At 69.6% G+C, this 22127-nt stretch carries 22 protein-coding genes; 7 read left to right on the top strand and 15 right to left on the bottom strand.

Annotated elements, in window-relative coordinates; genetic code table 11:
- Positions 1-6 precede the first annotated feature (6 nt).
- The gene (locus ACZ51D_RS19505; RefSeq protein WP_465663008.1) at positions 7-831 is read right to left on the bottom strand and encodes a hypothetical protein; all 825 of its coding nucleotides are present in this window, start codon (positions 829-831) and stop codon (positions 7-9) included.
- Between the two features lie 125 nt (positions 832-956).
- Positions 957-1343 carry a MerR family transcriptional regulator gene (locus ACZ51D_RS19500; protein WP_465624220.1) on the bottom strand — a complete coding sequence of 129 codons (387 nt, stop codon included), beginning with the start codon at positions 1341-1343 and terminating at the stop codon, positions 957-959.
- Between the two features lie 130 nt (positions 1344-1473).
- Between ACZ51D_RS19500 and ACZ51D_RS19495 the strand changes: the two genes are divergently transcribed.
- From ACZ51D_RS19495 to ACZ51D_RS19485, 3 genes are all read left to right on the top strand, one after another.
- On the top strand, positions 1474-2139 hold the full coding sequence (locus tag ACZ51D_RS19495) for a class II aldolase/adducin family protein (protein ID WP_360503724.1): 666 nt from the start codon (positions 1474-1476) through the stop codon (positions 2137-2139).
- Positions 2136-2576 (top strand): carboxymuconolactone decarboxylase family protein, encoded by a 441-nt coding sequence (locus ACZ51D_RS19490; protein WP_360503727.1) that lies wholly within the window; start codon positions 2136-2138, stop codon positions 2574-2576. The genes ACZ51D_RS19495 and ACZ51D_RS19490 overlap by 4 nt, the downstream gene beginning before the upstream one ends.
- Before the next feature lie 285 nt (positions 2577-2861).
- Entirely contained in the window at positions 2862-5384 is a 2523-nt protein-coding gene (locus ACZ51D_RS19485; RefSeq protein ID WP_465663006.1) for a hypothetical protein, read from the top strand.
- A 1356-nt stretch (positions 5385-6740) separates the two neighbouring features.
- Here ACZ51D_RS19485 and ACZ51D_RS19480 read toward each other — a convergent pair.
- Positions 6741-7328 (bottom strand): DUF6939 family protein, encoded by a 588-nt coding sequence (locus ACZ51D_RS19480; protein ID WP_465663004.1) that lies wholly within the window; start codon positions 7326-7328, stop codon positions 6741-6743.
- Between the two features lie 665 nt (positions 7329-7993).
- Here ACZ51D_RS19480 and ACZ51D_RS19475 point away from each other — a divergent pair.
- A complete protein-coding gene (locus ACZ51D_RS19475; RefSeq protein ID WP_465624151.1) occupies positions 7994-8254 on the top strand; it encodes a hypothetical protein in 261 nt (86 codons plus the stop codon).
- A 693-nt stretch (positions 8255-8947) separates the two neighbouring features.
- Positions 8948-9217 (top strand): hypothetical protein, encoded by a 270-nt coding sequence (locus ACZ51D_RS19470; RefSeq protein WP_465624150.1) that lies wholly within the window; start codon positions 8948-8950, stop codon positions 9215-9217.
- 145 nt (positions 9218-9362) lie between these two features.
- On the opposite strand, the gene ACZ51D_RS19465 is transcribed toward ACZ51D_RS19470, so the two are convergent.
- The 3 genes from ACZ51D_RS19465 to ACZ51D_RS19455 form a co-directional block, all read right to left on the bottom strand.
- The gene (locus tag ACZ51D_RS19465; protein WP_465624149.1) at positions 9363-10001 is read right to left on the bottom strand and encodes a nucleotidyltransferase domain-containing protein; all 639 of its coding nucleotides are present in this window, start codon (positions 9999-10001) and stop codon (positions 9363-9365) included.
- Positions 10002-10379: 378 nt separating this feature from the next.
- A complete protein-coding gene (locus tag ACZ51D_RS19460) occupies positions 10380-10946 on the bottom strand; it encodes a hypothetical protein (protein ID WP_465663002.1) in 567 nt (188 codons plus the stop codon).
- A 52-nt stretch (positions 10947-10998) separates the two neighbouring features.
- Positions 10999-11334, bottom strand: coding sequence for a hypothetical protein (locus tag ACZ51D_RS19455; protein WP_465624148.1), 336 nt, complete (start codon positions 11332-11334; stop codon positions 10999-11001).
- 673 nt (positions 11335-12007) lie between these two features.
- On the opposite strand from ACZ51D_RS19455, the gene ACZ51D_RS19450 reads away from it, so the two are divergent.
- Complete coding sequence (locus tag ACZ51D_RS19450) at positions 12008-12283, top strand: hypothetical protein (protein WP_465624146.1); 276 nt, start codon at positions 12008-12010, stop codon at positions 12281-12283.
- A 348-nt stretch (positions 12284-12631) separates the two neighbouring features.
- Here ACZ51D_RS19450 and ACZ51D_RS19445 read toward each other — a convergent pair whose 3' ends face one another.
- Both ACZ51D_RS19445 and ACZ51D_RS19440 read right to left on the bottom strand, forming a co-directional pair.
- On the bottom strand, positions 12632-13024 hold the full coding sequence (locus tag ACZ51D_RS19445) for a Mu transposase domain-containing protein (protein ID WP_465663000.1): 393 nt from the start codon (positions 13022-13024) through the stop codon (positions 12632-12634).
- A 60-nt stretch (positions 13025-13084) separates the two neighbouring features.
- Positions 13085-13570: an SMI1/KNR4 family protein gene (locus ACZ51D_RS19440; protein WP_465624143.1), complete on the bottom strand. Its 486-nt coding sequence runs from the start codon at positions 13568-13570 to the stop codon at positions 13085-13087.
- Positions 13571-14285: 715 nt separating this feature from the next.
- On the opposite strand from ACZ51D_RS19440, the gene ACZ51D_RS19435 reads away from it, so the two are divergent.
- Positions 14286-14657, top strand: a complete 372-nt coding sequence (locus ACZ51D_RS19435) for a hypothetical protein (protein ID WP_465662998.1) — start codon at positions 14286-14288, stop codon at positions 14655-14657.
- A 61-nt stretch (positions 14658-14718) separates the two neighbouring features.
- On the opposite strand, the gene ACZ51D_RS19430 is transcribed toward ACZ51D_RS19435, so the two are convergent.
- The 7 genes from ACZ51D_RS19430 to ACZ51D_RS19400 all read right to left on the bottom strand — a co-directional run bounded on the left by ACZ51D_RS19430 (position 14719) and on the right by ACZ51D_RS19400 (position 22078).
- Positions 14719-15123, bottom strand: coding sequence for a DUF6009 family protein (locus ACZ51D_RS19430; RefSeq protein ID WP_030240262.1), 405 nt, complete (start codon positions 15121-15123; stop codon positions 14719-14721).
- Complete coding sequence (locus tag ACZ51D_RS19425; protein WP_465624218.1) at positions 15120-16562, bottom strand: DNA primase family protein; 1443 nt, start codon at positions 16560-16562, stop codon at positions 15120-15122. The genes ACZ51D_RS19430 and ACZ51D_RS19425 overlap by 4 nt, the downstream gene beginning before the upstream one ends.
- 260 nt (positions 16563-16822) lie before the next feature.
- Entirely contained in the window at positions 16823-17929 is a 1107-nt protein-coding gene (locus ACZ51D_RS19420) for a bifunctional DNA primase/polymerase (protein ID WP_360503766.1), read from the bottom strand.
- Positions 17930-19961: 2032 nt separating this feature from the next.
- Positions 19962-20435 (bottom strand): GNAT family N-acetyltransferase, encoded by a 474-nt coding sequence (locus ACZ51D_RS19415; protein ID WP_465663111.1) that lies wholly within the window; start codon positions 20433-20435, stop codon positions 19962-19964.
- Positions 20436-20464: 29 nt separating this feature from the next.
- Positions 20465-20884 carry an arsenate reductase ArsC gene (locus ACZ51D_RS19410; protein ID WP_360503769.1) on the bottom strand — a complete coding sequence of 140 codons (420 nt, stop codon included), beginning with the start codon at positions 20882-20884 and terminating at the stop codon, positions 20465-20467.
- 82 nt (positions 20885-20966) lie between these two features.
- A complete protein-coding gene (locus tag ACZ51D_RS19405; protein WP_465624139.1) occupies positions 20967-21713 on the bottom strand; it encodes an aquaporin in 747 nt (248 codons plus the stop codon).
- Positions 21710-22078 (bottom strand): ArsR/SmtB family transcription factor, encoded by a 369-nt coding sequence (locus ACZ51D_RS19400; RefSeq protein WP_360503774.1) that lies wholly within the window; start codon positions 22076-22078, stop codon positions 21710-21712. Before ACZ51D_RS19400 ends, ACZ51D_RS19405 begins: the two co-directional genes overlap by 4 nt.
- Positions 22079-22127 lie beyond the last annotated feature (49 nt).

The raw sequence follows: 22127 nt of genomic DNA, 5'->3' as shown, positions 1-22127 counted from the left end.
GCCGGGTCAGCGGCGAGTCGGCTGGCAGCGCTCGATGCGGTCGAGGTCGCCGGCGAGAAGGTCGCTGTGGCTGATGGTGAAGTCTCCGTTGAGCAGGGCATCTCCTCCGCCGTAGTGCTGGCCCACGACAGCGGTGGGCAGGAAGGAACGCAGGCTGTGGCGCATGTCCCCGGGGTAGTCAACAGGTTCGCCCCACTCGGAGGGAGCCTGGTCGGTGGAGAACAGGACCCAATGATCCACGGGGACGGCGGCGTCGAGGTCCGGGGCTGCTCCTGTGTGGCAGTCCAGCGCGGGCACGGTCAGCCGGTCGGGGTCGAGCGGCTCATACCACAGCAGCAGGGGCTTGGCGCGCTGTGCGTCAGCGTTGTCGAAGCAGCAGACGGCGATGGTGTGGTCGGGGAAGTGGTCGGCGTAGAAACGCATGAGGTCCGGGTTGAGGTCCGGCCGCCGGTGTGACGGCACCAGCTGCAGTGCGGTGGGGATCGCGGTGGGGTCAGCGGCCAGGAGCACTGTGTAGACGTCATGCTCGAAGATCTTGACGGTCTCTGGCTCCCAGCTCATCCACGTGATCTCGTCGACCGCCACCGCGATGGGTCGAACGGCGGCCACCATGCGCTCAAGAACATCACCGCTGCGTCCGACGGTGAGGAAGTGCCCGGGGGTGAGCCGGCTGGTCGGCACGTGCAGCAGCATCGCGTTCGGGCCATCAGCGAGGTTGACGGCAGTGTTCTGGTAGCCCAGGACATGAACGAGACCGTGCAGCGGGTGCTGCTGCCGACCGCAATAGACGATCGTGCCGGAGAACGCGGCCTCACTGGTCGAGATGCACATGGTGGCACGGTAGCGCCCGGGTACAGGTGGGAAGCCAGAGGGTATGCACGCGGACCGAACCGCCGGTGATCCGCCGGTGATCCGCTGGTGAGCGGATCACCGGCGGGGTCGGCACCACACGCGGTTCACGGCGCCGGATCCGGCGTCTGCCACGCCGCCATCTGCTCTCGGAACTTCGGGCATCTGACGATGTCCTCTTCGCTGCACCTGAGGGCGTGGGTCAGGAGCTGATGGGCGTGGTCGAGATCGACCATGCGCTGCTGGATCTCGGTGATCTTGGCGCGGATCATGGCCTCTCGGCGTGGCTGCTCCTGCTGGAACTCGCCGATCTCGGCCAGGCTCAGCCCGGCCTGCTGGCACGTGCGCAGGACCGTGATCCGCTCGGCGGCCTCGGGCGGGTAGCGCCGCTGCCCGCTTTCGCGCTCGGGCGTGGGCAGCAGGCCGTGGCGCTCCCAGTACCGGATGGCCGAAGCGGGCACTTTGGTGATCTCGGCGAGTCGGCCGATCGTCATGCGCACGTTCTGCTCCTCCTGCTCCTCGTCGATCGGGCACTTGACTTGAACCTTAGTTCAAGGAGAAGAGTGGCCGGCACGAGGACAGCGGCGAACGAGAGCCGCTGGCAACACACTTGGAGACACCGCCATGAGCGACAGAAACGTACGGAACGAACGGGCCGACCAGCTGGTGGAAGCCGCGGAGAAGCTCTTCGCGGCCGGGGTGATGTCCCACTCCGGGCACGCCAACCTGAGCGCCAGGCTCGACGGTGAGCGCCTCCTGCTGACACCGGGATTCGTCCGCGGCCTGAGGCCCGAACAGCTGGCGACCGTCGGCTTCGACGGGCAGGTCCTCGAAGGCGAGCTGCAGTCCGTCAGCGCCGAGATCATCGCCATGCACAGCGCCGTGTACCGGGCCCGCCCCCACGTGGGCGCGATCATCCACACCCACTCGCCCTCCGCGACCGCCTTCGCCGTGGCCCACCGGCCACTGCCCTGCCGCACGGAGCCGATGCTGCGCTTCGGACAGGCCGAGGACGTCCCCGTGGTTCCCTGGGGACCGCGCGGATCGGACGTATCCGTGCGCGGCATCGCCGACGTGCTGCAGCAGCGCCCGACGACGGCCGCCGTCCTGCTGGCCAACCACGGCCTCCTGGTGTTCGGCCCGGACTCGGCGGCCACCGCCCACCTCGTGGTGGCGATCGAGGAGAGCGCCCAAGCCGAGATCGCCGCCGCGGCGATCGGCGGGGCCGTCGACTTCCCCCCGGGCGCCCAGGAGGCCGTGCGCGCCGCGATCGCGCGGGTCGCGTCATGACGGACGACACCCTCGCCTCCCGCACGGAAGCCGTACGCGACCGCTACCGCTCCACCCTCGGCACCGTTCCCGGCGGGGTCCAGGACCGGCTGCGCCTGGCCCAGGAGTTCGGCCGGCTGCCGACCGAAGAGGCGATCGCGGCACTGCGCCACATCGTGCTGACCGACAGCCCGCTGGGAGCACGCGTCCAGCAACTCGTCCACTTCGGGCAGCTGCTGGCCCTCGGCCGCCCACACCCCGCTCGGATCCACGCCCAGGGCGCACTCCACGCCGGAGCCTGCATCGCCGATCTCATCGGCGTCGCCGAGACCGCACTCATCACCGCCGGCGTGCCGGCATACGCACTCGGCACCGAGATCATCGCCGAACTCCTCCCCCACCCAGGCTCCGACGAAGAGCGACCGTCGGATCATGCGAGCGGCCCGGCCCGACTCTGACGACGTTGCCGTCCTTCCGATCCTGCGGAGTGCCAGCACGCCAGCCCGGCTGACGGTCCACCAGGCCAGGCTGGCGTGAGCAGGTCATTTCTGACCCGCGATGTCTACTGACCGTTTACTACGTCTTTTATGTTCTCGGCGTTGAATGCAGACACCGCTCAACGCGAAATCCACGACCGCCCGCAGCTATGAGCGTCTATCCGTCCGGACGAGCCATCAAAGAGCCGCCGTCCCGGTCCGCCAGAAGCCCGTCGCCCGCAGACGCCGGCCTGGCAGCATGTCGGGATGACTGAAGAGGTGCACAACCACAGCGAGGGTTCGCCTCGGAACGTGATCCAGGCGGGAAGCGTCCGCGACATCTATGTGGGCTCCGCCCCCGCTGGCGGACGGTCTGCCTTCGCTGTCAACGCCGAGAACGATGCGCTGGACGGGCTGGCCCGCGAGGTCCTGGACCAGTGGCGTGACGAGGCCAACGTCCGCGGTCTGCGAGAACGGGTTCCGATGGTGATTCCGTGGAAGCTGGACCAGGGACACCAGAGCGGGCCCGGCGAGGAGCACTCTGAGCGGGTCGGGCTCGAGGGTCTGGTCGACCGGGTCAAGACGCTCTCACTACACCAGTTGGTGATCACCGGGCCGCCCGGGGCAGGTAAGTCCTCCCTGGCTGTCCTTCTCGTCGTCGAGCTGCTGGAGGGCAGGGAGCCGGGTTCCGGGGAGGCCGTTCCGGTCGTCCTGTCGTTGTCAGGTTGGGAGCCCGAAGTCAGTCTCCAGGACTGGGTCATCAGGCGGATGAACGAGGACTACGGAGGACTCGTCCGAGGCTTCGACCAGTACATGGTGAAGTCGCTGGTGCAGAACCGACGGATCGTTCCGGTGCTGGACGGCTTCGACGAACTACCCCCGCTGGCCCGCAAGAAAGCCGTGAAGGCGCTGAAACAAGCGTTCGGGACGAGAGATCCTCTGGTCCTGGCATCCAGACCAGAGGCCTACCAGGAGGCCGTCGACGCGGCGCCTTTCCTGCGAGGTGTTCCGGTGCTGCGCGCCTGCCCGGTCCCGCCCGAGGCCGGTAGGGCCTACCTCGCCCAGATGTGCCATCGGGACCGCATCGGATCCTGGCAGTCGCTCTTCGATGCGATGGACAGCGACCCCGAAGGGCCGGTCGCCACCACCCTCTCCTCGCCCCTGATGCTCTGGCTCGCGGGGACGGTGTACGCGCCGAAGGACGCCGATCCTCGTGAGCTGCTCGACGCGACACGGCTGCCCACGCAGACCGACATCGAGAGCCATCTCCTGGACGGGCTGATTCCGGCCGTCTGCGCGCAGGGACCACGGCCGTCCTACCTCCCCGGACCGGTGCGCCGCTGGAGGTCCGGCAGCGCGCCCGCGTACGTCCGCTACCTGGCCGGCGAACTCCACCGCCGACGCACGCAGGACATCGCCTGGTGGCAGGTGCGGAGCCCGCTGACCGAGCCTGGCGTCTGGGGCGCCGTCGTCATCATCGCCGTAGCCGTCTGCGGCACGTCTGCGAGCTATGCGATCGCGGGCCTGGCCGCCCTCCTGGGGGCTTCTCCCCCGCGGCCTGGGCTCGGGATCCCGGGCATGGGCCAGGTGCTCGGGGCCGTCGCCGCGGTCGCCATCATCGCCACGGCGTTCGGAAGGATCATCACGCGGCACCTGTTCAGTGGCTTCGACGATCGCCCACGACGGCCGGCGCCCGGAATCAGTGGCCGCCTCCTCCTGGCAGTGTCGGCCGTCGCTACGGCAGCCGTCGGCGTGGCCCTGCCCGGCAGCATGACGGCGAACCTGTGCCTCTTCGCTCTTCCCCTGCTCGCCGGTGTGCTCCTGACCCGGTCGGCCGACTCCGAGATCGCGGCCAAGCCGAGGCAGTTGCTGCGCGACGAGCGCAGGATCGCTCTGGTCGAATCCGCAGTGGTCGCGCCGACCATCGCGGGGACCTCACTGGCGATCTTCCACTGGCTCAACGGCGATCCACTGCTCATCGGCGGCGGTCTCCTCATCGGCTGGTCGTGCTCGGCCGCAGTGCTGATAGCCCTCAGCCGATGGGGCCGCTGGACCGCCACGCGCCTCATCCTGGCGGGGCGTCGGCATCTGCCACGGGACGTTCTGGGCTTCCTCGAGGACGGCCACCAGCTGGGCGTGCTGCGACGGGTCGGCGGGATCTACCAGTTTCGGCACGCCGGGCTCAGAGAGCGGCTCGCGGGCGAGGCAGTCGGCGGGAGGCCCGGCAGTTCCGCAGGGCCACACGAGGTGGTGCTCAAGAGCAGTATGCGGAGCATCGGGGTCCTGCGAGCGTTCACATTCGACCTGTTGGCGCTGATCTCCGTGTTCCTCCTGGTGGTCTCCCCGATGTCCTCGGGCCCCGGCTTCCGTACCGACCTGCGCCAGACCTGGCTGCTACTGGTGCGGTGGTGGCCCTTACTGCTGGCTGTGCTCGGCGTCCTCGCCCTGGGGGCAATGGCCCTGCGGGCGGTGGCGACGCGGCTGCGCATCGACAGCGAGTGCGTGGAGCTCAACGACGGCCGCAGGCTACGGCTGCGGTGGGATGACGTGGCGGAGGTACGGGTGCTCAGGGTCCGATCCCGCAGGAACGTGGAGACCGGCTCCCCCACTCTGAACGTCTCGTACTGTCTCGCGATGAAGCCGGTGGCCGGACGGGAGACGCCGCGATCCCTCACCGACTCGGACGGCTGGGTGAGGGTGTGGGACCTGGGCTTCACCGAGGTGATGCCGCTCGACCTGGAGGTCGCGCTGTCCCGCTTCGCCGCCGATCGCTGGCGCCGTGACGTCTGAAAAAAACCTGAGGCCGTCACGCGCCAGGAGTGCACCGGGCCCACCCCTGGAACCGAGGACGGCTGGAGGCCCCGGCTGTCCGCCCTGAACCTCCACACGGTGCCCTGCGGCCACACTGGACACGAGAAATTTTCCGCGGAAAATCCGAGAGCCTGCTGATCCGCTCACGATCCGGCGCCGCCCATGGGACTGGTCGGTGCCGCAATGCCGATCACCCTGACGGTCGCGGAGCAAGCGCAGTAGGTGGTGGCTGCCTGGGGCTGTCCGTCCGAATCCAGGACATCGGCAGCGCGCCGGGAGGCGTTCGCGAGCGCCTCGAGACGGAAATCCGCTGTCCGAGTACGTGCTGATGAGGTTGCCGCGCACCAGGAGCGCGGCCTCGTGGGTACCGCCCAGGCTGCGCTCACGTCGGCCTCCGCCCGTCGCCGTCCGCCGTCGGGCGACGGCGGCGGCGGCGAGCTGTCCGGCCTGGCGCGCGGCGACCGCGAGGTTGGCCCGTGCGATGACCTGGGCGCCGGGTGCGTGCCCGGGCGCTGGGGCCCGGCCGACCCAGAGGTGAGCGAGGACGGGAGGGCTGTCGAGAACGGCTTCGGCGATGCCGTGGACGAGAGGAAGACGGCCATCCCTGAGCATGGGGCGGGCCAGACCAGGAGGGTAGAGGGAGTCGGCGCGTTCGGTGGACAGGTCCCAGGCGGCAGCGCCGGTGTGGGGCTGGTGACTAGGGTCCGCCCCCTGCGGGCTGGCGGGCGGCCACGACCCAGTGAGGTCAGCGGGATCGGCCACCTCGTCCAGGACGATGAGTCATCGGCAGGACGGCCGCCCCGGTCCCCGGTTCGAGCCAGGCCAGGAACTGCCGTGCCGCCTGCTCGGCATCGGACGTGGCGTTGTCGAGAAGCTCGGCCGACCGGCGCTCCGAAATTTTCCGCAGAAAATCCGGAGTCGTCAGGGGAGCGAACTTGTCCCCGGCAGCCGACGCAACGGTGGCCGTCAAGCCGAGGCGACTGCGGGTCGGTGGCGCAGGATCTGTCGACGTCCAGACGAATCGGCACTGGCTCTGCTCGACGTCCGGGATTTTCCGCAGAAAATTCGCGAGGGCAGGGAGTCGGCTCCCCGAACCTGGGAGTACCGGGAGTGCCAGGCAATCAGTGTCGCCGGCGCCCCTCGCCCAATGCTGTCAGCCATCGTGCCCGACTCCGCGAGGCGGGACCGTTGGCCGACTGGGGCGGATCGCGGCCCCAACCTCAGCTACCCGAAGTCCCTTCAGAATTTTCTGCGGAAAATCAGTGGGTCAGTCCTGCCCATGGCTGCGAGCCCTCAGCATCCTCCGCGCACCCGGCATGTCCGACGCGGGACCACTTACGGCATGCGATCGGTGATCCCGCCGGAAGCCTCAGTCTCGTCTTCACTGGGCCAGTGCCCCTCGATGTGCAACTGGATGAGCGCGGCGTGGGAGAGCGGGCTGGTGGGATCGTTGACGTCCCCGTTGGTGGTGTAGTCCAGGAGTACGACGTTCTCCTTGCTCCTGAGCAGCTCGACCAGGTCGCCGACGCAGTGCTCGAGGATCCACCGGTAGGCCGGCAGGTAGATCCGGCGCCGAGCCGTTTCGTAGGGCAGCAGCCGCTCGCCGTGCAGACCGGCTCGGTGGCCTTGAACCGGGCCGTATCGGCTCACCGTCCGCTTCAGCCCCATCATCGTGGTGACCGCGAGCTTCGTGGGGTCGACATCGGAGTTCTGGAAGACCTTGAGGGCTTGCCAGATTCCCTCCACCGACTGGCTGGTCACACCGTCGCTATAGGGGACCGGGATGCCGCCGTGAGGATAGAACGGGCTCAACCGCACCCACGGGTCCGGTCCCTTGGAGGTAACGTCGATGATCTCGGCACCGGGGAACGCAGCGGTCAGTGAGGCCATCGAACGACGACGGCTGGCAATTCGGATCGACACCTGGCGGCCCCCTTGCTGGATGACAACAGGCCCTCAGCATCCCCGACAGCACTGACATCTCGCCCTCCATGCGCCGGATCGGCCATGGCCCTGGCACGGAAGTTTTCCGCAGAAAATTCCTGCCCACCAAGAGCCGCCTGGGCAGAGTGATCGTTCAACGCAGCCTGAGTCCCTGCCCGGCAGCCCGGGGCCCCCACAGCAATGCAGCCACCAGGATCCGCAGGATTTTCCGCGGAAAATCGGAGGGCGGAACAGAAGGAATGACGCCCGGCTCCGGGAGCGGGATCGCGTCCCTCCAGTCCGGGCTGGGTCCCCCAGCGCATCCTGCGAGCGGTGTCAGCCGATCCCAAGGGTCGCAGACGTGAGATCACCTGAAGAGCTGGGAACGACCGACTGACCGTCCCTCGGAGCCGCCTACGGCGATGGCAGCAACATCCCGGGCTCGATACGCGCCGTGTACTCCGACGACCGGGACCAGGCCCCCGCACGACCGTGTTCATGTTCTTCTGTCAGGCACTGCACCAAGCTTCGGTGTCGTCGTCCGCCGTGTCCCCTTCCGCGCACACACGGCGGTACACACCGTCCACGAGCGGGCGGCCTGCTCGCAGCTCCGGCCGGATGCGGCCTCCGTCCACCGCGGTCTCCGGTCGACTCTCACGGACCCGGTGCCCGCCATCCGCGCTGCCGCCGCCCTTGGCCCTGCTGGAACCGGCCGAGGCGTCGACGTCCTGCCACACGAGCGGTCGCGCTGGGACCTCGGCATCCTGCTCGTCGCCCTCTCCCTTTCGCTGCCGAGCACCACCCGCCCCGACCCCGCGCTCGCCGGCGACCTCCTCCCCCACGTCCCCACCGCCACCCTCGCGGGCCACCGCACCCAGACGATCTCGGTCACTCGGCGATCCACACCTCGCGACCGACCCTCCTGACCCGATCGCCGCGAGGCACTGGCCGCGCTCGCCGGCCGTACCCTCGCTCCTCCACGCCGATACCAATGCCTCGCCCTACGGCAGCCCACCCGTTCCGGCCCGGGCCGGAACGGGCTCTACGCAAGGCTTCTCCCCCGAGGACGCCCACACCCCTCCGCCCAACCCAGCGCACCTGCTTCGCCACCACCCCGCCCAGTCCCTCATCCACCGCTTCGCCGACTGAGCCTTCCAGGACGCCGAAGTCCTCGTCCTCCGGCGGAGGTCCGGACGCCGCCCTGCGCCTGCTGGAGCTCCAGCTCGCGGACAGCGCCCAGCACCTGGACGAGCAGCTGCGCAAGACGGCACGTCGCATGCTCGCCTGACGTCGCCGACGGAGGACGCCAGCTCCAGCCGGGGAGTGGGTAAGGGGCTCGGAGTCGAGTACGGCTACTCATGAACCGGCCGAACCGGGCCGCGCACACAACGAACTCTGCGGCTCGGCTCTTCAGCAGGGGCGGTCGCGGGAGAGCCGGATCACCTGGCGTACCTCTCGCTCCCGGTCCGCGTCCGCCCGGCGTGACAGCAGGCCGCGCGGAGAATTTTCTGCAGAAAATCCGAAGCCCGGCGGAGACGGACTCTGACGAAGGGGGCTGATGCCACCTGTGGGAGGTTGCCGACGATGCCGAATGGGCTCATGGGAACTACCCGTCGTTCGTGAGCGTGGTGCCGTTGCGCTTCGGCATGCGCCACCAGCAGACGGTGGCCGCCAGCTGTGACGCTCTACTACCGGGAACCGGCACCCTGGCCTGTGTGGCTGTCAACGCCCTGCAGAGTCCGCAGATATGGCTGGACACCCTGCGGTTGGTCCGGCAGGTACGGCCCGAGCTCACCCACCGGCTCTTCGACTACGTGACCGAGCAGGGCCACGGGCACGACGCGCGACTGCGTTCCGAGCAGCGAGTGGAGCGTCCGCTGACGATCTGAGACGTAGCCGGACCCGAGTTCGGCTGAGCCTGCGACGTGATCAAGAGTGTCCGGCCAGGAGGCCGAACTCGGCCGGACACCGCGGACGCTCGATCCCTGGCGTCCGGATCAATCCGGACAGCTACGCCTGACCGTCCGACACGTACTACCCCGCCAGCTCCGCCAGCCATGGGTGACCGGGGTGCACACGCTTCAGCCACCCGCTGAGGATGTCCCGCCGTGCCGGGCTCAGCAGCGGCAGGACGCCGTCGAAGTCCGCCTGATCCTTGGACCGCGCCGCCTTCGCCTTGAACAGCAGCACCAGCTCCGGCACCAGGTAGGGGATCCCCTCGGCTGTCCACTCGATGATCGTTTCGTACGGCAGCCGCAGACTCTCGTCCCGTCGGCAGATCCAGGTCCCGCCCTCGTGCGGCTCGCGGAAGACGTCGAACAGGAACTGATCGGTTGCCGGATCCCGCACCCAGGTCTGGTGTGTGGCCGCCAGCGCCTCGGCTCCCGCAGCCGGCCAGACCCGCCCCGAACCCGCCGCGTCAAACACGTACTCGGGGAAGCGGTCCCGAATCTCCGGGTATCCCGCCGCCGGCACCGCAATCTCCAGATCGCCGTGTGGCCTCGATTGCCTCCCGCGGAACAGGTCCAGCGCCCAACCTGCTGCGACACACCAGGTCACGCTGACCCCGTCCAAGCGCTTCGCGATCTGTTCCGGCCGCCATGCGTCCGCCCATCTGGCATCCAGTTCATCCGCATCGAGCACAACGCCACCGGGCGGCAGTGAGTCGGTCATCGTGACAACCTACTGCCGGCCACGGTCCAATGGCGTAGGAAACCGGTCCCGCGAGCCGGACAAGCCAGGCTCCTCCAGGCTTCCCCGGCTCCGATTTTCCGCAGAAAATCCGGGTCCGCCAGAGCTGCTTCCGAGGGCAGGTGTCCGACGGCGCGACAACGTGCTGCAGACAGTCCGAACCGCTGAGCCGCCCATGGATCTCCGAGTCTCGGAATTTTCTGCGGAAAATCCGGAGGCCGCTGCCATGGCCGGGCGCGCCCGCTCCGGCAGGGTCAGCGGTGCAGAACGTCCCCCTCCTCCGAGCCGCCGCGGTGCTCCCGGACCAGGATCTGCCCCGTCCCGAGAGGCACAAGGCAGTCCGCGTCACGCGGATTCAGATCAGCGAGATCTGCGGGAAACGGGAAGCCGGTCCCGACATGCGCCGGGTCGAAGGCCAGGCTCCCCCACACACCACTGCCGCAGTCCGACAGCCGGAACTCGTCGACGCCGGCAAGCGCTCGGAGTCCTGCCAGCGCACAGGGACCACACATCCGGCCACCCACGCATGTATTGACCCGCCGGGTTGTTGACACGGCTGATGGGTGGCTGCCCGCCGAGTTCGGTCGGATTGTGGCTGCGGCGAATGATCTGACGGCCGCCCGGGACCATAGAGGTGTTCCGGATGTTGCTGTCGGAATCGGTGCGCGGGACGAACCAGTACGCCATGTGGATGCCGACCCGCCAGTACGGGTCGAAGCCCTCGGGGAGGGTCGCCCGGCGGATGCGTGATCCCTGTCCGTCGGCGCCGACCAGGAGGTCGAACTCGCCGGACGACCCGTCGGAGAAGTGCGCGACGACCTTGTGCTCGTCCTGCTCGAAACCGTCCACGGTCTTGCCGACGACGTACTCAGCGTTGTGCCAAAGCCGTCGCGCCCCCAGGCCGAGGTCGAGCACCTCCATGTTCACCTGCCCCGAATCCTGAGAGCACCGGGTCGTGATCAGCGGTTTGGTCGATTGCTCAGCCGTCCGCCTCGAACCACGACCCGATGTTGTTCAACATGAAGTCGTTCTTCCAGCTGGGCTCCCTCTTCGCCCAGCCGAGCATGGCCGCGATGACCCTGTCACGCGAGACCGTTCGGGTCTGATGGTGCTCTGCTGGAATCCCGTCCCGGTACTCCAGCTGGAACGTGTTGTCCTCACGCATCCAGACCTGGACATACCAGTCGCCGGACTCCTCATCGAGGCGCTCAAGAATCAAGGAACCGCCACGTTGAAGGTTGGCCACCGTCGAGCTGATCGCTGACTCCGACGGGCGCTCGACCAGCACGACCGCGCCACTTCGCATCACAAGCATCCCGAGATCATCCCCCTAGCCCCTGACAACCCGAAGTCCGTACGGCCCGTAGTCCACACGGGCCGTACCAGGAGCCGAGTGAGTCCGCGGGGTGCGGCTTCCTCTCCTCGGGCGGCCGGTTGGACGGCCTGGACACCGGTGATGCCGACCGTCCCAGGCCACGGAATTTTCCGCGGAAAATCGTCCGGCCAGATCCTAGAACGATCCCGGTAGACGACGGGGGAGTGGCCCGGGGAAGCAACCCCAGGGCGTCCAACGCCGAGCACAGCATGGTTCGGCTCCGCTGCTCGGGAACCGGCGGGCGCAGGCCAGACACCCCTGGGTCGGCACCAGACCAGCCAGTACCGTACGGGGACGATCTTCGGGGGCGATCTGGTGCCGCCGATACTGCTGGTGGACGTGGATGGGCCGTTGATACCGAATGCGGCGAAGCCATACCGGCGTCCCGAAGGCTACGAGACGCACCCCTGATGACCCCACGGTGCCTCGTCAAACGCGGCGCCCGAGGTCGCGGCGACCGCCGGCCGGGGCCTGCGATCTGTGCCGTGCCGACGCATGGTCGGTGGCGCTGTCATTCATGACGGTGGTGCTCTTCCTGATCGCAGCCCGCGCGGATTCCCGCGCCGACCGAGTGGGTGTTCGTGCTGTCATGGGGGTCGGATAGGTTGCCTGGATGACTGCCATGGACCCGCTGGTGCCCATCCTCGCCGGGCTGGTCATCGACACCGTCTGGTTCCTCGACAGCTGCGAGGACGACGAGGTGGACCCCGACTCCGCGGTGAAGACGATGGAGAGCGTGGCCGGAGTGCTGCAGCAACTTCCGCACGACCAACGCGACCGGTTCCTACGGACGCTCACGAACCTCGCCGAAGCCGAGCCGAACCCGCAGCGGCGGGAGTTCCTGGAGTCATTCCCCTCCGCCTGCGGCCTGGTCGCGGACGAGGTCTGAACCTGGTCGGGTCGAGCCAGCCGCGGCTCCGTTCGCCCCGAACCCGGACCAGGCGGAGGTGCCCGGCTGCTGGCTGGGTGTCTCGCTGTGGCGTGCTCGCCCCGGTGGCCCAGGATCGACAGGAGGTTGCCCTCGGCGAAGCGGCAGAGTCGCCGCCATACCGAGCGCTCGGTCGACGTCGGCGCTGCCGTGCCGTATGACCAGCGCGATGGCGTTGGCCATCTTCGCCCGATCCGGCGGGTGTCAGCCCCCGCGACCTCGATCAGTCACGCCGCTCCCGGGCCGATGGCCAGGAACTGAGCCGCGGCCGGGTTGGTCGGCTTCGGCGTGCGCTCGCCGCGCGGGGCGTCAGGGTAGTGCTCGTCGGCGATCCGCGGGTTGCCCGGGGTGGGTCGGGCGTGGCGGGCGACCCGGACCACGCTGCCCCGCGACCACGGCGGTCACGATCAGGTCCTCGCCGTGAAAACGGACCCGGACGCTGTCCTCGACAAGCTTGTGTGGCACCGAGTAGCGCACCGAGTTGACCGAGATCGTGGAGTCCTTGCCCACCCGTCGGCTTTCGCCGAACGCGGCGGTGAACGGCTGCTCGGGCACCGGTGGCAGCCGCAGTCTCTCCTCGGCCAGCAGCTCGGCTGGGATCCGGCGGGTCTCGCGGTAGACCCGGCCGTGACCTCGGGCATGAAGGTCTCGCAAGGCTTCCTGCGGCTCGGCGAAGTCGCCGTACCCGCCTCTCAGGTTCACCGCGGTGGGCACCACGTCCCGTCCCATTGGCGATCCGAACCGTCGATTTCTGACTGCTGATCAATGTGTCCGGGGCCGAGGCCATTCGCTGTCCGAGGGCACACCGTCCGGCCAGGCGAAGCGCAGTTCGCCGTCCATCGCGGCAGCCAACCACTGGGCCAGGTTGACGCCCTGGGGCCGGCAGTCACCTTCGGCGTTGGACCACATCGCGCCGTCCGGGTCGCGGAAGTCGATCATCGACCACATCGTGCAGCCCCAGTCGTAGAGCGGCACCACTCCGGCAGGCACTCCACCGGTGGGGTCCGGTCCGTGCTCATAGGACTCCGCAATGTGCTCGTCCCGCTGCCCCACGTCGACCGGCAGTACCCCGTCCAGGGGGCCGAAGCCGCCGTTGGACACCTCGGTGTACAGGCGCCGCAGAAGCGGGGGACAGACGAATCCGATGACACGTTCCGCCTCGGCAACCGCCTCGTGCGGGGCGGGCGGGGGAGCCTGCCGGTCTCGTGCGATCCTCCGGCAGGCTTCGACGATCTCGTCATCGGTCACCGGGGGATCGTAGTGGCCGGATCGGACAGCCGGGGCCCGTCACTCCGCGACGGAATCCCGGGGGCAGGGTTGGCCGCCGCGCTGTCGCAGATGCCCAGCAACGGAACCTCGGTGCCGGCCCTTCACAGGCTCTGCTTCTCCCACCTGACCGGCAACCTGATTCAGCCACCGCAGGCCCTCCGAGGCGGTAGTCCCAGCGCATCGACGAGGGTGACGTCTGTTGCTTCCAGCGATGCACGTCGAGTCGCTTGAAGCCTGGGTCGTCGAGCTGAGCAAGGCGCTCCCAGCCCCGCGTCGTGGGCCGGGACGGGGCACGAGGGCGCCGTCATGCGGGGGGTGGTCGTGGTCGTCGCCGTCGCGCACGACCCGGACGTGGAGAAGCCGCCGTACGTCTTGGTTGGCCCGGACCAGGGGCGCCGGTCTCGCCGATGTGGCGGTTCGTCGCGCGTGGCGCCGAGCAGGTGGACGCCCTCGGGCGCGGGCAGTCCCCCGGCTAGGCTAAAGCCGCACGTCAATGGCCGTGAGCGGCGGCCGGGGGAGGTTATGGGCAGTGGAGACGATGGGCGAGCTGGAGGAGCTGCGGGCGCGGGTGGCGGCGCTGGAGGCGGAGGTCGGGCGTCTGCGCGAGGAGTCTGCGGCAACGCACACGAAGACGAGGCCTGCGAAGACGAGGCGCGCGACGACGACAACGTCGCCGGCAGAGACAGCGACGACAGTGACGACCGCGACACCAACGGCGACAGCGGCGCCCGGCCAGGACGGTACGGAGGCCCGCTCCACTGCGGCTGACGGCTCCTCCGCGAACGACCGCACCCGGGTGCCGGACGTCGTCTCCACGGACCGGATCGAGCCGCGCCAGTCGATGACCTGCCTCGCCGACGCCGTCGGCGTCATGGTCTCCGACCAGGCCGAGCAGACCCGCGAGCAAAAACCCGAGCAAGACCCCGAGCAGACCCGGGTGCTGCGGGCCCACGCCCGGACTCCGGAAAGCCGGAGCAGCACGCTCGTCCAGCACAGCCGGTTCCTGGAGAGCCTCCTGGCAGGCCAGGCGGTCCTCCAGGAGGAACGGCGCCCGGAGGGCCGCTGAGCACTACGGCGGTGGGGGCTACCCGAAAACACGGGCAGCCCCCACCGCCGCTCGGCAGGACTCAGGCCTTCGGAAGCGTTATCCCCAACTCGAGCATCGCCGGGGAGGCCGGGCCGCCCTCGGAGCGCTCGGTCTTGTAGCCCTTGACGCCCGGGGCGACGGTACGCGGGTCGACGGCCTCGGAGGGGGCGCCGGTGGAGTACAGGCCGTCCGGGTCCTGGTCGCGGTCGTGGGGGAGGAGCCAGAAGACGCGCCGGCGGAAGGTGCCGGAGGCGCGGGAGGACTTCGCGTCGGGGCCGAGGATGGCGTAGCCGACCATGCGGCCGTCGCGGTGGTACGCGGGGCGGCCGCGGCGGGTCGTGAGGCGGTCCAGCGACTGACGGACGTAGTCGAGGTCGGAGGTGTCCTCCAGCCAGACGAGGTCGGTTTCGTGGGCGAGCTCGGCCGGGTCGATCAGCGCGCTCACGCGTTCTGCTCCTCTGTGTCGTCGGTGATCAGGCCGATGCCCGGGTAGTACTTGCGGCTGTTGGACAGGACCATCTCCTTGGGAGAGGTCATACCCAGTGTCTCGCGGACTCGTGCGGCGAAGGCACGCCCGGATACGGGATTGGCGCCCTCGAACCCGCACCAACGGGTGTAGGCGCCGAAGAGCTGGGATTGTTCGGCGCGCATGCCCTCGCCGGTGACGCACGCCTCCTTGAGGAAGCGGCCGACGTGGTCCTCGGTCTCCGCGTAGGCGGTGGTGGCGACCTGGACGCGTTGGGGGCCGGCGAGGTCCTTCTCACCGGCGAAGTAGCGGCGGGCGCCGTCGATGAGCCAGGCGAGGATGCCGGGGCCCTCCTCGGCGACGAGGACGTGCGCCAGGTTGTCGATCTTGCGTTCCTCGGGGACGACCCGTTCGAACGGGATCAGGCGCATGCGCCGCCAGAAGGCGAAGCCGCCGGTACCGACCTCGGGGCGGTGGTTGCCGAGCAGCCAGAGCTTGTGGGTGGGCTCGAAGGAGAAGAAGTCCTGGCGCATCCGGCGGGCCTTGATCTTGTCGCCGCCGGTGAGGAGCTTGACCCGGGCCTCGTCGAAGCGGTCGCCGGGCTTGAGCTCGGAGCAGACGATGATGCGGCGGCCGTGGAGCTCGGCAAGGTCGGTGGGGTGGCCGTCGAAGGTCTTGGCCATGAGGAAGCCGGGCGGGGCCGCGTCCGCGTAGTCGCCGAGGAGCTGGATCATGACGTCGAGGAGGACGGACTTGCCGTTCTTGCCCTGGCCGTAGAGGAAGGGCATGACCTGGGCGCCGACGTCGCCGCTGATGGAGTAGCCGAGCAGCAGGTGGAGGAAGTCGCGGGTCTGGCGGCCTTCCTGGTCGTCACCGAAGGTGTCGGTGAGGAAGCGGTTCCAGCGCGGGGTGGGCATCCGGGCGGGGGCGAGGGTGGTGGAGCGGGAGTGGTGGTGGACCTGCGGGTCGGGCGGCGCGATGGCACCGGTGCGCAGGTCGACCACGCCGCCGGGGGTGCACAGGGCGTAGGCGTCGGCGTCGAGGAGGGCGGCGTTGAGGACCATGCCGGGGGCGGACTTGGCCTGGGCGAGCATGGCGTTCATGCCGGAGGTGGACAGGGCGCGGCGGCGGTGCCGGCGCAGGTCGGTGTTGGTGTAGACGCCGCGCGGGTCGTGGGTCGCGACGCTCTCCGCCATCTCGCCGGCGGCCCACAGGACGGTGTCGTCCTCGTCGAGCTGCCAGCGGTGGGTGGACCAGCGGTACCAGCCGATGCCGGGGACGTGACGGTAGTCGCGCCCGTAGAGGTGGACGAAGAGCTTGGCGTTGCCGCGGTCGGAAAGCGAGTCGGGCAGCAGGCCGTGGGCACTCGCCTGCGGTCCCGCATGGGGGCCCGTCTGGGAGCCCGCTTGGGGGCCCATGAGGGCCTCGGCGGGCTGGACGGGCTGGACGGGCTGGGCTACCGCTGCGCTCTGTGTGGTGTGTGTGGTGTGTGTGGTGTGGAAGGGCTGGGTCGGCTGGGCGGGCGCCTGGGAGGCCTCGGCGGGGGCGTCCAGGAGGCTTTCCTGGACGGCGGCGCCGTGCCAGGGGGCCTGCGAGGGGCCGGGGACCGGCGGGTATTCCAGGATCTGCTGGGCTGCGGCCACGGGGTCGAAGACCGTCCTCTTGCGGGTGCTGTCGGTCATCCGCGGGCCTTCCCGATGTGCAGGGGCTGCCGGGCGCCGGCGGCGAGGCCGGAACGGATGACGGCGGAGCTTTGCCGGTCCTGGGTGGGACGGGCGGTGCGGGCGGCGTCGAGGAGGAGCCGCTCGGCGGTGGTGTGCGTCAGGTGCCCGGCGGAGACGAGGCCTCCGACGGTGTAGGCGGCGCGGTTGAGCTTGCCGGTGAAGCCTGCGCCCTCGGGGGTGGTGGCGCAGTCGGTGACGTCCTGCAGAACGGTGTCGAGGACGCGTTCGGCTCCGCGCTTACCGCCGCCGGCGGCCACGACGGCCTGGCGGGCACGGTCGGGTACGGGGGCCGGGACGGCCGCCGGCTTGGGCTCCTGCTTGTCCTTGAGGTGCCCGGTGCGGACTAGTTCCTCGCCGAGCCACCGGGGGAGCGGGGCGGGGGTTCTGGCTCCGGGCAGGACCGTGTAGGTGCCGGCGCTCGTCGTGGTGCCGGGAGCGACGATGTAGCCGCCGTGGGCACGGACGTCGACCTGCCAGGCCAGGGCCCGCCCGGTGGAGGAGCCGGTTGAGCAGGTGAAGCGGTGGTTGGCGTCATCCAGGTACCAGATGTGCAGGCCGCCGGAGGGCGTGCGCACACGCAGCGTGGACGTGTCCTCGGCGGGGGCGGGGGAGCGACGGAGGGCCGCGAGCAGCGCGAGCGTGTGGTAGCCGTTCTCCAGGCCCTCCAGGTCGACGTGCTCGTGGATCGGGATCCCCGGCAGGATCCGGTCCCGGGCAGGCACGGCACCGGGGTGACTGTCGACGTCGATGACGACCAGGCCCGCAGGGCCACAGGCGACACCGATGCCGAAGTCGGGGTTGGTCTGCCACCAGGCGGTGATGACGTCCTGGTCGAGGGTGGCGGCATGGAAGCCGTGGCACCAGCGACCGAACCGGGAACAGGCGCACTCGGCGGGAGAGTGCGGGGATTCCTGGCACGGCTGACAGTTGGCGGGCGGCGTTTTGCGCCCCGGAGCCAGCGGATGGACCGGCCAGCCCTGGGAAGCGCACCACCGGGCAACGGCCAGCGCATCCGGCTGGCGGCCCGTTCGGTCGCTCCCCACGGCCTGCGGCGCCGTCACGCTGGTCCCTCCCCCTTGGTTCAGTAGCTGCTTCAGCTGCTTCAGTCGCTCGGTAGCTGCCCGACTTTCGGTCGCTCGTTCAGTAGCTGAGGGCAAAAAGCCAGGTCAGGGCACTGGCAAACGCCGGATCAGCGACTGAAGCGACCGAAGTCCAGAAGATAGCTCACACAGACTATCGGAGCGAGGACGTACGCACCCGGAGTGGCGGACCTTACGCGGAAACTCAGCGACCGAACCCTGGGGCAGCGACCGAGTCGCTTTGGTCGCTGTTTTCGGTCCGCCGACGTTTTCGCAGGTCAAAACCGGTTTTCAAGCCAAACAGCGACTGAAGCGACTGTAGCTCGGGTCTATAACGCGCACACGCACACGGGAATGTCTTCATATACCCAACCTTGAGTCGCTTCAGTCGCTTCTTGGGTGGGTACAACGCCTCTGACCTGGGATTTTGTCCAGCGACTGAAGCCCAGCGACCGTAGCTACCGAGTCTCTCGCGCCCGGTCGCTCGGCGTGTCGCGCGTGTCAGGACTGTCTGAAGGTCCGGAGTTCGGTCGCTTGAGTCGCTTCGGTAGCTCCCGGTCAATGGGGGAGTGGCGGAGCCCTGTCGTGGAGTCCTCTCGACCCTCCCGCGCTTGCTGCGCGGAGAAGTCCCTTCCTTGAGTCGCTTGAGTCGCTTCGGTAGCTCCCCCCAAGCCGGGCGGGGAGATCGGCTGGAACGCGCGTGGCGCCAGGCTTCCACCGTCTCGGCGCCGGGCACCTGACGCCGGCAGCGACCGAAGCGACTCTGCCCCGGGGTTGGACTGCTGCCCCACTGCAGGAGCGCTTTTGCCCTGCAGGGGGACAGGCCGCGTAGCGGCCCTAGGCGTCTGACCCGGGGAAACGTGCCCCTCACCGTGCCGAGGAAAGAAGCGACCGAACTCAGTGAGCCCGGATCCGTTGCCCTTCGGTCGCTCTTGGTCGCTCTCGGTCGCTCTCGGTCGCTGGCATCCGGAGAGCGACCGAAGCCCGCCCCAGGACAGGCGTGACCTTTCCGTTCCACAGTCGTTGTTCACGCGGATCTGCTGGGCATGGATCGTCTCCCCGACCGACCGGGGCGACGGCAAACGCTTTCCTCGGTGGTAAGGGCTTTGCGGATGGGCGTCATGCTGGGCGTGGTGGTGCTGACGACGGGCGATCGAAAACGGGAGCTGTCCCGCGCTCCTGGACTCGGTGACCCCCGGGAGAGCGATGCTGTGACGGCTTACTGCCCCGCACCGACATCTTCCGTTTGGTCCGGGAAGCCTGCGAGCAGGGTCCCGCCTCGGTGTGGTCGGCTTCCGGGGCGGCGCCGAGGACGACACACTCGGCGCCGGTACGTCCCACGTCTGGGCACGAGCGCCCCACTAAAGCCCGGGGAGGTCACCACCTGCCTTGGTGGCCACGACCAGCCAGAGCTGCATTACCCGGCCCAGGGCTGAACGCCTACTACATCCACGCGACCCGGCCCTACCTTGTGTCCCCGCTGCCCGGCTCCTGATCAGAGCTGGGCACCACAGCCGGGCGGTACCGACAGCGGGCTGACAGACCGGGGGAGTGGCGACCGCAGGCGGATGCCCGAATCCTGTAAGCCCACTCTCTGTCTCGGGGAGGCGCTCGGATTTTCCGCCGAAAATCCGGTGCACGGGCGGCGACACCGGCGGCCTCACCCGGCCGTTCCGGCACCCCAAAGGCAGCCCGTGCGGGCTGCGGCTTCGCCCGGTGCGGGCCGGGCGAAGCGGTCGAACGGTGGCAGCGTGCGAGACACCATGGGACGTCGCTCTACTCCTGACGTCTGTCCGGCACCGTCGACGCCCTCGAAGCCGCCGCACCCACACCCTGACCCACACCCTGACCCACGGTCGGCCCCTGGCTGGCAGCCGGCTGGCACCCGGTCGACGCCCGTTTGCCAGGCCCCGTTGGCGACGCGCACCTCGCGCACCCGCGTATCCCGCGCGCATCCCGCTTGCGCCGCCAACATCGGCCCCGACCCGGTCGGCTCGTGGTCGGACTGCAGCGATCAGCGCACGATCGGGCTGCGGCGCTCGACGAGGACGACGTCGCGCCAGAGGCCGTGGTGTCGGCCGAGTCGCTCGCGGGTCCCGATGACCCGGAACCCGGCCTTGGCGTGCAGGACGAGGCTGGCGGTGTTCTCCGGGAAGATCCCGGATTGGAGGGTCCAGATCCCCGCCTGCTCGGTCGAGGCGATCAGTGCCTGAAGGAGGGCGGCGCCGACGCCTCGGCCGCGGGCGTCGGGATGGACATAGACGGAGTGCTCGACCACGCCGGCATACGCGCATCGGTCGGAGACCGGCGCGACCGCCGCCCAACCCAGTACCCCGCCGTCCTGGTCGAGGGCGACCAGGCGGTGGTCGGGCAGGCGGGCGCTGTCGAACGTCTCCCAGGTGGGGGCGGTGGTCTCGAACGTCGCGTCGCCGCCGTCGATGCCGAGCTGGTAGATCGCCAGGACCTGGTCGGCGTGCTCGGGCAGCATGCCGGTGATCCGCACCGGCCCGGCGGCCGTCACGGCTGGGCCTGGATGCCGAGGTCGCTGAGCAGGCCGCGGATGCGGCGCTCGATCTCGTCGCGGATCGGGCGGACGGCCTCGACGCCCTGGCCGGCCGGATCCTCCAGCTTCCAGTCCAGGTACTTCTTGCCGGGGAAGTACGGGCAGGCGTCGCCGCAGCCCATGGTGATCACCACGTCGGAGGCCTGCACCGCCTCGGTGGTGAGGATCTTCGGGGTCTCGGCGGAGATGTCGATGCCGACCTCGCGCAGGGCCTCGACCACGGCCGGGTTCACGGTTCCGGCGGGGGCGGAGCCGGCCGAGCGGACCTCGACCCGCTCGCCGCCGAGGCGGGTGAGGAAGGCGGCGGCCATCTGGGAGCGGCCGGCGTTGTGCACGCAGACGAACAACACGGAGGGGACGGCGGGATCACTCACAGGATGTCCTTGATCGGGAACGTCGGGAACAGCGGGAACAGCGGGGATGTCGGAACGACGGGAACGTCGGGGCGGGCAGTGCTCAGCGGCCGGAGGCGGCCGGGTGATGGTCGCCATGCGGGACGACGACGTCCTCGGCGGCCGGGGTCGGGCGGCCGAACAGCAGCGCGACCAGTGTGATGCCGGCCACCAGGCCGACCAGCTGGGCGGCGATGAACGGCAGCACCGAGGCGGGGGCGATCCCGGCGAAGGTGTCGGTGAAGGCCCGGCCGATCGTCACCGCCGGGTTGGCGAAGCTGGTCGAGGACGTGAACCAGTACGCCGAGCCGATGAACGCGGCGACCGCGACCGGGGCGAAGTGCGCGCGACCGGCCCGGGCCAGGCCGAAGATCAGCAGGACCAGACCGGCGGTCGCCACGACCTCGCCCAGCCACAGGTGCGGTGCCCACCGGGCATGGGTCGACCAGTGCACGAGCGGCTCGGCGAACATCGCGTCCGCGAGCACCGCCCCGCCGATCGCGCCGGAGACCTGGGCCAGGGCGTAGGCCGCGACCTCGCGCAGGCCGGGCCCTTCCCCGCTGCGGCGGCCGGTCCACCAGGCGGCCAGGGTGACCACAGGGTTGAAGTGGGCGCCGGAGACCGGGCCGAGCAGGGCGATCAGTACGCCGAGGCCGAACACGGTCGCGAGGGAGTTGGCCAGCAGCTGCACGCCGACGTCCTGGGACAGTTTGGTGGCCTGGATGCCGGAGCCGACCACGATCGCGACCAGCGCGCCGGTCCCGACGAACTCGACGGCCGTCCGGCGGCCCAGCGGGGCGAGCTCGGTCATCTCGCGCCTGCCGGAGCCTCGAGGAGCGAGGAGAGACGGGCCAGGGCTGCGGGCAGCACCCAGTAGTAGACCCAGGTCCCCCGGCGCTCGGAACCGACCAGCCCGGCTTCACGCAGCACCTTCAGGTGGTGGGAGATCGTCGGCTGGGACACGTCGAACGGGCCGGTCAGGTCGCAGACGCAGGCCTCGCCGCCCTCGTGCGAGGCGATCAGTGACAGCAGCCGCAGCCGCACCGGGTCGGAGAGGGCCTTGAACATCCTGGCCAGATCAACAGCGGCTTCCTCGCCCAGCGGCTCGCGGACCATCGGCGAGCAGCACGCGGCCGCGTCGTCCTGGCCGAGCACCGGCAGTTCCAGATTCGACATGTGTCTATGTTGACAGTCATCTAATCCAGTGGCAACGTCATCCATATCG

The organism is Kitasatospora sp. NPDC033851, from assembly GCF_055576085.1.
The sequence above is the reverse complement of the archived record's forward strand: the minus strand, read 5'-3'. Positions and strand labels throughout refer to the sequence as shown.

Coding starts and splice junctions, on each gene's coding strand:
- ACZ51D_RS19505 (WP_465663008.1), bottom strand. CDS start 831: ATGTGCATCTCGACCAGTGAGGCCGCGTTCTCCGGCACGATCGTCTAT.
- ACZ51D_RS19490 (WP_360503727.1), top strand. CDS start 2,136: ATGACGGACGACACCCTCGCCTCCCGCACGGAAGCCGTACGCGACCGC.
- ACZ51D_RS19425 (WP_465624218.1), bottom strand. CDS start 16,562: ATGGGCCCCCAAGCGGGCTCCCAGACGGGCCCCCATGCGGGACCGCAG.
- ACZ51D_RS19400 (WP_360503774.1), bottom strand. CDS start 22,078: ATGTCGAATCTGGAACTGCCGGTGCTCGGCCAGGACGACGCGGCCGCG.
- ACZ51D_RS19405 (WP_465624139.1), bottom strand. CDS start 21,713: ATGACCGAGCTCGCCCCGCTGGGCCGCCGGACGGCCGTCGAGTTCGTC.
- ACZ51D_RS19495 (WP_360503724.1), top strand. CDS start 1,474: ATGAGCGACAGAAACGTACGGAACGAACGGGCCGACCAGCTGGTGGAA.
- ACZ51D_RS19455 (WP_465624148.1), bottom strand. CDS start 11,334: ATGCTTGTGATGCGAAGTGGCGCGGTCGTGCTGGTCGAGCGCCCGTCG.
- ACZ51D_RS19415 (WP_465663111.1), bottom strand. CDS start 20,435: ATGCTGCCCGAGCACGCCGACCAGGTCCTGGCGATCTACCAGCTCGGC.
- ACZ51D_RS19500 (WP_465624220.1), bottom strand. CDS start 1,343: ATGACGATCGGCCGACTCGCCGAGATCACCAAAGTGCCCGCTTCGGCC.
- ACZ51D_RS19450 (WP_465624146.1), top strand. CDS start 12,008: ATGACTGCCATGGACCCGCTGGTGCCCATCCTCGCCGGGCTGGTCATC.
- ACZ51D_RS19485 (WP_465663006.1), top strand. CDS start 2,862: ATGACTGAAGAGGTGCACAACCACAGCGAGGGTTCGCCTCGGAACGTG.
- ACZ51D_RS19465 (WP_465624149.1), bottom strand. CDS start 10,001: ATGACCGACTCACTGCCGCCCGGTGGCGTTGTGCTCGATGCGGATGAA.